The following is a 7,014-nucleotide window of genomic DNA, read 5'->3' as shown; positions in this document are numbered from 1 at the left end:
TCGCGCTGATCGATCGACTGGAGTGGGTGGAAGGCGGACACCCAACGGTGCTGCCCTGCTAGCGCTTCCCGCGCTTCCGCTTGAATTGAGCCTTCATAGCGCTCTCAGTCGAATGATATTCTTCTGACAGCATCCATTTCGTTTTGCGATCATACTGCGCGTCGTTGGCGCGCGCTACCCGTGACCTCCGCCAGCCGACGAACACTGTCCAAAGAACTGCAATTCCCCCGGCTGGGATGAACCACCACCTACCGAGGACAGGAACTAGGAGAAACGGAAGCATCGCCACGGCGACAAGCGATTTATATCCGAAACTTTCGACCCAGCAATTGTCGACCCATCTTCTAACTGCAAGATATACCTTCACGGGAGTCTCCGGTGGGTCAGACTGTCAAAACGACCTTCGCAGTCTGGTCAAACGTCTGCAATGGGTCGGAGTAGGACGATCGCCACCAGCGCTAGCGAACGTCGGCTTCCGAATGCGGATCGGCCGATCAGCCTCGCGCTGATCGATCGACTGGAGTGGGTGGAAGGCGGACACCCAACGGTGCTGCCCTGCTAGCGCTTCCCGCGCTTCCGCTTGAATTGAGCCTTCATAGCGCTCTCAGTCGAATGATATTCTTCTGACAGCATCCATTTCGTTTTGCGATCATACTGCGCGTCGTTGGCGCGCGCTACCCGTGACCTCCGCCAGCCGACGAACACTGTCCAAAGAACTGCAATTCCCCCGGCTGGGATGAACCACCACCTACCGAGGACAGGAACTAGGAGAAACGGAAGCATCGCCACGGCGACAAGCGATTTATATCCGAAACTTTCGACCCAGCAATTGTCGACCCATCTTCTAACTGCAAGATATACCTTCACGGGAGTCTCCGGTGGGTCAGACTGTCAAAACGACCTTCGCAGTCTGGTCAAACGTCTGCAATGGGTCGGAGTAGGACGATCGCCACCAGCGCTAGCGAACGTCGGCTTCCGAATGCGGATCGGCCGATCAGCCTCGCGCTGATCGATCGACTGGAGTGGGTGGAAGGCGGACACCCAACGGTGCTGCCCTGCTAGCGCTTCCCGCGCTTCCGCTTGAATTGAGCCTTCATAGCGCTCTCAGTCGAATGATATTCTTCTGACAGCATCCATTTCGTTTTGCGATCATACTGCGCGTCGTTGGCGCGCGCTACCCGTGACCTCCGCCAGCCGACGAACACTGTCCAAAGAACTGCAATTCCCCCGGCTGGGATGAACCACCACCTACCGAGGACAGGAACTAGGAGAAACGGAAGCATCGCCACGGCGACAAGCGATTTATATCCGAAACTTTCGACCCAGCAATTGTCGACCCATCTTCTAACTGCAAGATATACCTTCACGGGAGTCTCCGGTGGGTCAGACTGTCAAAACGACCTTCGCAGTCTGGTCAAACGTCTGCAATGGGTCGGAGTAGGACGATCGCCACCAGCGCTAGCGAACGTCGGCTTCCGAATGCGGATCGGCCGATCAGCCTCGCGCTGATCGATCGACTGGAGTGGGTGGAAGGCGGACACCCAACGGTGCTGCCCTGCTAGCGCTTCCCGCGCTTCCGCTTGAATTGAGCCTTCATAGCGCTCTCAGTCGAATGATATTCTTCTGACAGCATCCATTTCGTTTTGCGATCATACTGCGCGTCGTTGGCGCGCGCTACCCGTGACCTCCGCCAGCCGACGAACACTGTCCAAAGAACTGCAATTCCCCCGGCTGGGATGAACCACCACCTACCGAGGACAGGAACTAGGAGAAACGGAAGCATCGCCACGGCGACAAGCGATTTATATCCGAAACTTTCGACCCAGCAATTGTCGACCCATCTTCTAACTGCAAGATATACCTTCACGGGAGTCTCCGGTGGGTCAGACTGTCAAAACGACCTTCGCAGTCTGGTCAAACGTCTGCAATGGGTCGGAGTAGGACGATCGCCACCAGCGCTAGCGAACGTCGGCTTCCGAATGCGGATCGGCCGATCAGCCTCGCGCTGATCGATCGACTGGAGTGGGTGGAAACCAGTCATTGGCCTTTCACCGAGGCGCGACCAGCCCGATGCCGATCAGCAGCGGCAACATCAGGAAGGGCCAGGACAGCGCGGCCCACAGACCCCAGAAGCGAACCGGGGACTCTGCTCGCAGTGGCGGCCATCTTCGTCCGCCCGCATTCTTACGGCCAAACCAAAATTTGCCCGACCAGGCAGTTCTTATCATCAGTGTTGACACACCCAGCCAAGCGGCGACGAGAATCGCTGTCCAGATATACTCGAGTGCGGTCACGCCTTGAGGTTACGGTTCTGCCGGAACGGCGGCAATGGGTCGCTTGACGTAATAGCTAGCAACCTTGCGGAGCCCAGTCGCTCGTCCGCTGTTGGCTGCCATTCCGTCAGGGCCTGCGGAACCTCTGGTCCCGGCGCCCCTGGCAGACGATCGCGAGGCCATACCCGAGTGTCCGAAGCTGCGGTCAAGATCGGACGTCTGCCGGGATCCGCTACCTCTGCTTTCGCGGACATCACTCGTGGCGGGACGTCGCGTTTCGGCGCGAAGCCGCCTTCGCTCGCCGGACCCGAAGCGCGTGGCGTGCCGCCGGGCCTCGGGCATCTCGCCTTTGCTGCAGATTGGCGCATGGCGGGACGGCGCGAACCCGGCCGCGGCATCGTCGACGACGAGCACCCGGTCCGGGCCCTTGGCGGGAGAGATGACGTCCAGCGTCTTGCCGGAGAAGATGCCGATCGGTCGCCCGATGCCGGTTCCCGGATCGTACGATCACGCCCGGAACCGTGTGCCCCGCAGCCGTGCCGGATCCACCATCGCGTGCTGGCTGCGTCGCGCGCGCTCGGCGCGGCCACCGGCGCGGCGACGGGTCATCCCGCGAGCAGAGCCGCCGGGACGAGGGCGTTCCAGGTCATCGTGTCCCCCATGTCGGCTCCGGGCCGGTGGCGAACGCGGATCGCCCGCGGACGGCACGGGGTCGGACGAAGCGCATCGTCATGGGGCAGCCCCGTTGTTGCACGCGATCGGCGTGCGGGACGAAGCTCTGCAGCCGCGAGAGGCCGTTGTTGGAACCCCGCTGGGCCCGTCCCTCGTCCCTTCATCGCGGGACGGAGCCCTCTCGACGTACGGGGCTTGGCGCAGGCACGCGCCGCGCATTTCCTGCGACAAACGTCGTCGCCGAGCCGGAGCCGGTCGGCCCGCGCGGAAGGGGAGGGGACCAGCATGACATGGCTGCGCTTGATCGGCCTGCTCGGCCTCGCGCTCGGCGCCTGGCGCAGCCTGGCCGCCCTGGGCACTCCGATCCGCTCCAACGGCAGGCGCTATTACCTTCAGCCCGACGGCCGCTATCGCCGCTGGTACGGCGGCCGCAGCTATCGCCCCGACGAGATCGGGCTGTGACCTTGCGCCGCGGGGCGCGGATTTGCGGGACGATCGTGTTCGCGCTGCTCGAGGGGGCGGGGCTGCTGTTCGCCTTCGTCGTCTCGTCGATCCGCTGCTGCGCGATCGAGGGCGACGCGGCGCCGGGCGGAGCCGGCTGGGAGGCGTTCGCCGTCCTGGCGGTGCTGGTCAGCATCGCCGCGGCGGTCGCGGGTCTTGCCACGGCGCTGCTTGCCGAGGGCGTGGCGCGGCTCGGCGCCTGGGCCTGGCGCCGGCGGATGCGACCCTGAGCAGCCCGGCGCACGCCGGTCCGCGTTCAGGCGGCCGAAAGCCTGGCGCTGCTCGGATGCCGCGCAGGGAGGACGGGGACATGAGGAAGGATGTGCGGGTGCTCGCCGCGCTGGCTCTGGCCGCCGCCGCTGCGGGGCCGGCGCTCTGCGCGGAGCGGATGCGCGGCTTCGAGGAGATCGCAGGCGCGGGCGAGCGGGTTGATGTCACCGGCCTCTCGGGCTGGCACAAGGGCCGGTTCCGGATCGGCGAGACCGGGGCGGAAGGGCGTTACCGGATCCTGTCGAGCAGCGACCACGCCGGCGGCGAGGTCGCGCATTTCGGCGGCAGCCGCTTCGACCTGTCGGGGCCGGGTGTCGCCGGGGCGCTTTCGGGCCGCTGCGGGTTCGACGCCCTGAGCCGCCGGACGCGCGGCCGGATCGGCGAGGTGCGGGTGACGACGAGCACGCGCCTCGTCCCGCTCGCCTATCGCTGCGAGTTTGCCCGCGACGGCGAGGTGATCGGCGAGCTCGTGCTGGACGAGGTCGCCCGGCCTGGCCTGAGCGTGCGGCAGGAGAGGGCAGGCCACGTCCGTATCGGCGACGCGCGGCTCGCCTTCGCCTCGGTCCATCATCTCGACGGCACCATGCTGCCGACCAGCACGCCGGTCGGCTACAGGTTCGAGGCCGAGGGCCGGGCGGTCGGCGCGGTCGATCTCAACGGCAGTCGCAAGCGCCTCGCCCTGCCGGACGATCCGGCGCTTCGCGAGGCGACCCTGCTCGGCAGCCTGGCGCTGGCCCTGTTCTGGGATCCGGGCGACGGCGACGATTGAGCGGAGAGGCAGGCACGGCAGCACGCCTTGACGCGTTGTGCTGTTCATGATATGTTCCGCGCTCCCGATGGTTCCGGGGCGCCTGCGCCATTGCGGCCGAAGCCGTTCTTTCCAGGCCAGTCGTCAGCCACATGATCGCTGCCCCCGGTGACGCCGGGCGCGGCCGTGACGGACCCGGCCCATTCGGTGCTGCGCTGCACAAGGAAATGCCGGGTTCGACCGTAAACAACGGTCGATTTACGGTGGTGCACTGCAGCAGCGGCGGCGCGGTTCCCGGCTTCCGGGTCGCGGGCGTCGGCCGCGCCCGTTCCGCGCTGTTATCGCGCACCTCCTGCGCTGAAAGTCTCTGTTCCGGATCTGAGGGGAGGCAGCCAGGTCCTTGAAAGACTTGACCTGGCCGTGGAGCCGGCCTGTATTTTCCCTGGTTTTGCCGCAAGCCCCGTCCGGGTTCGTATCGCGGCCGGGGGAGGGAGGGCGGCTCCGGCGGCGCCTGTCCGCGCGCGCGGGATCGCATCGCCTCGACGACCGCGGAAGCGGCGGCGGCCGCGTGCCGCGCAGCCGCGCGGGCCGCTCGGGAAAGCGGAAGACGCGGCGCCGTTTGCAGCCCCGGCGGGCCGTGCTAGCACGCCGCGACGAGGGACGAGGGGGGAGTTCGATGATCTTGCGCGGCGGCTCGCGGGCATTCCTGGCACTCGTTTCCCTCTGCCTGGCGGCGGCGCCGCTCGCTGCGCAGGACGCGATCCCGGCGCCCGATCCCAACACGCTCGCGCCGTCGCAGGATCCGGGCCGGACTGCCAACGGACTGGCGCTGACGCCGCCGATGGGCTGGAACAGCTGGAACCGCTTCGCCTGCGACATCGACGAGCGCCTGATCCGCAAGACCGCCGACGAGCTGGTCTCTTCGGGGATGAAGGACGCCGGCTATACCTATGTCGTCATTGACGATTGCTGGCATGGCGCGCGCGACGCCGATGGCTTCATCACCGCCGATTCGCAGCGCTTCCCGTCCGGCATCAAGGCGCTCGCCGACTATGTCCATTCGAAAGGCCTGAAGTTCGGCCTCTATTCGGATGCCGGCCGCAAGACCTGCGGCGGCCGCCCGGGCAGCCAGGGCCACGAATATCAGGACGCGATCACCTACGCCCGCTGGGGCGTCGACTATCTGAAGTACGATTGGTGCAGCACCGGCACCCGCAATGCCGAGGAGGCCTATGCCCTGATGGCCGATGCGCTGCGCGCGACCGGCCGCGACATCGTCTTCTCGATCTGCGAATGGGGCAACAACCGGCCCTGGCTCTGGGCGAGCCGGATCGGCAATTTGTGGCGGACGACCGGCGACATCACCGACAAATGGGCCGGCAAGCACGGCTATTCCTGGGGCCTTCTCAACATCGTCGACATGAACGAGCCGCTCTGGCCGCATGCCGGCCCCGGCCATTGGAACGATCCGGACATGCTCGAGGTCGGCAACCCGGGCCTGACCCCGGTCGAGAACCGCGCCCATTTCTCGCTCTGGGCGATGATGGCGGCGCCTCTCATGGCCGGCAACGACGTCGCCAGCATGGACGCGGAGACGCGCGCGATCCTGCTCAACAAGGACGTGATCGCGGTCGACCAGGACCGGCTCGGCGTGCAGGGGCGCCGCGTCGCCAGGGAGGGGGATCGCGAGGTCTGGGTGAAGCCGCTCGCCGGCGGCGGACGCGCGGTCCTGCTGTTCAACCGGGGCGAGACACCGGCGCGGATCTCGGTCACGAACGAGGCGCTCGCTTATCCCGCCGGGGTCCGCCTGAAGGTCCGGGACCTCTGGGCCCATCGCGATCTGGGCGCCTGGAAAGGCCGCTTCGAAGCCGAGGTCGAGCCGCACGGCGTCGTCATGCTCCGCCTCGACGCCCGGGCCTCCGTCGTCTCGGACCCGCGGCGCTGAACTGGAGCCTGTAGATTCTCCTGTTGTTTACAGGAGGGCGAGGTGCGGCGACGCGCCGCATCGATCGACCGGTGCCGCCGCCGTCGCGCTCGAGCCCTCCGCCTTGAGGGATGCGCAGGTCGCCATCTCCCCCCTGCATCGCTGCGCCGCGCGGGGCACTGCGCACCTGCGCAGGATTGGACGGGGGTGGCGTGCATGAAGGGCCGTGCGCTTTGGATAGGCAGGCCAATGGCTTGTCCGATGCTACCGTAAGCGTTTTGGAGCGTTATGATCCAAGGCATTGCAACCGCGACAAAAGGATCCGTGCGCGGGCCGCGATCCGCCGTATTCGCACCGTATTTACGGTGGCCGGCCGCCGAGGTCGCAACGCCTCTTCATTCCCCCGCAAGGGAGGGGGGCGGGCCGGGGCAGGATCGGCTGGGAGACAGGGTCAGCGGGCCGCAGCTGCTCCGGCGCTCGGCCGCCTGACCGGGGTGAGCGGCGGCGGGCGGCGGCCCGCCGCCGTCGCCTCATTCGCCGCGGGGCGCGCGCCGGGCGCGAAGCTGCGCCTGCTCGGCGGCGGTGATGACGCCGTCATGGTCGAGATCGAGCCGGTCGAAGCGCTG

The 7,014-nt window shown here is 66.6% G+C and carries 5 protein-coding genes; 4 read left to right on the top strand and 1 reads right to left on the bottom strand.

The genetic code is table 11. The annotated features are described in order from the left end of the window. Positions 1 to 2,048: 2,048 nt before the first annotated feature. Positions 2,049 to 2,294: a hypothetical protein gene (locus E2493_RS22015; RefSeq protein WP_135090676.1), complete on the bottom strand. Its 246-nt coding sequence runs from the start codon at positions 2,292 to 2,294 to the stop codon at positions 2,049 to 2,051. Positions 2,295 to 3,230: 936 nt separating this feature from the next. Here E2493_RS22015 and E2493_RS21510 point away from each other — a divergent pair. The 4 genes from E2493_RS21510 to E2493_RS20780 all read left to right on the top strand — a co-directional run bounded on the left by E2493_RS21510 (position 3,231) and on the right by E2493_RS20780 (position 6,409). Further along, complete coding sequence (locus E2493_RS21510) at positions 3,231 to 3,407, top strand: hypothetical protein (protein WP_167737679.1); 177 nt, start codon at positions 3,231 to 3,233, stop codon at positions 3,405 to 3,407. Further along, positions 3,404 to 3,676, top strand: a complete 273-nt coding sequence (locus E2493_RS20790) for a hypothetical protein (protein ID WP_135090674.1) — start codon at positions 3,404 to 3,406, stop codon at positions 3,674 to 3,676. Before E2493_RS21510 ends, E2493_RS20790 begins: the two co-directional genes overlap by 4 nt. An 80-nt stretch (positions 3,677 to 3,756) precedes the next feature. Further along, positions 3,757 to 4,485, top strand: coding sequence for a hypothetical protein (locus tag E2493_RS20785; protein WP_135090672.1), 729 nt, complete (start codon positions 3,757 to 3,759; stop codon positions 4,483 to 4,485). 655 nt (positions 4,486 to 5,140) lie between these two features. Continuing rightward, the gene (locus E2493_RS20780; protein ID WP_225421632.1) at positions 5,141 to 6,409 is read left to right on the top strand and encodes a glycoside hydrolase family 27 protein; all 1,269 of its coding nucleotides are present in this window, start codon (positions 5,141 to 5,143) and stop codon (positions 6,407 to 6,409) included. Positions 6,410 to 7,014 lie beyond the last annotated feature (605 nt).

The organism is Sphingomonas parva (ex Maeng et al. 2020) (assembly GCF_004564275.1).
GTDB lineage: Bacteria > Pseudomonadota > Alphaproteobacteria > Sphingomonadales > Sphingomonadaceae > Allosphingosinicella > Allosphingosinicella parva.
This window is presented reverse-complemented; position numbering and strand designations above follow the sequence as displayed.

Bases quoted from the DNA above. Each gene is read 5' to 3' on its own strand.
- E2493_RS21510 (WP_167737679.1), top strand. From the start codon at position 3,231: ATGACATGGCTGCGCTTGATCGGCCTGCTCGGCCTCGCGCTCGGCGCC.
- E2493_RS20780 (WP_225421632.1), top strand. From the start codon at position 5,141: ATGATCTTGCGCGGCGGCTCGCGGGCATTCCTGGCACTCGTTTCCCTC.
- E2493_RS20785 (WP_135090672.1), top strand. From the start codon at position 3,757: ATGAGGAAGGATGTGCGGGTGCTCGCCGCGCTGGCTCTGGCCGCCGCC.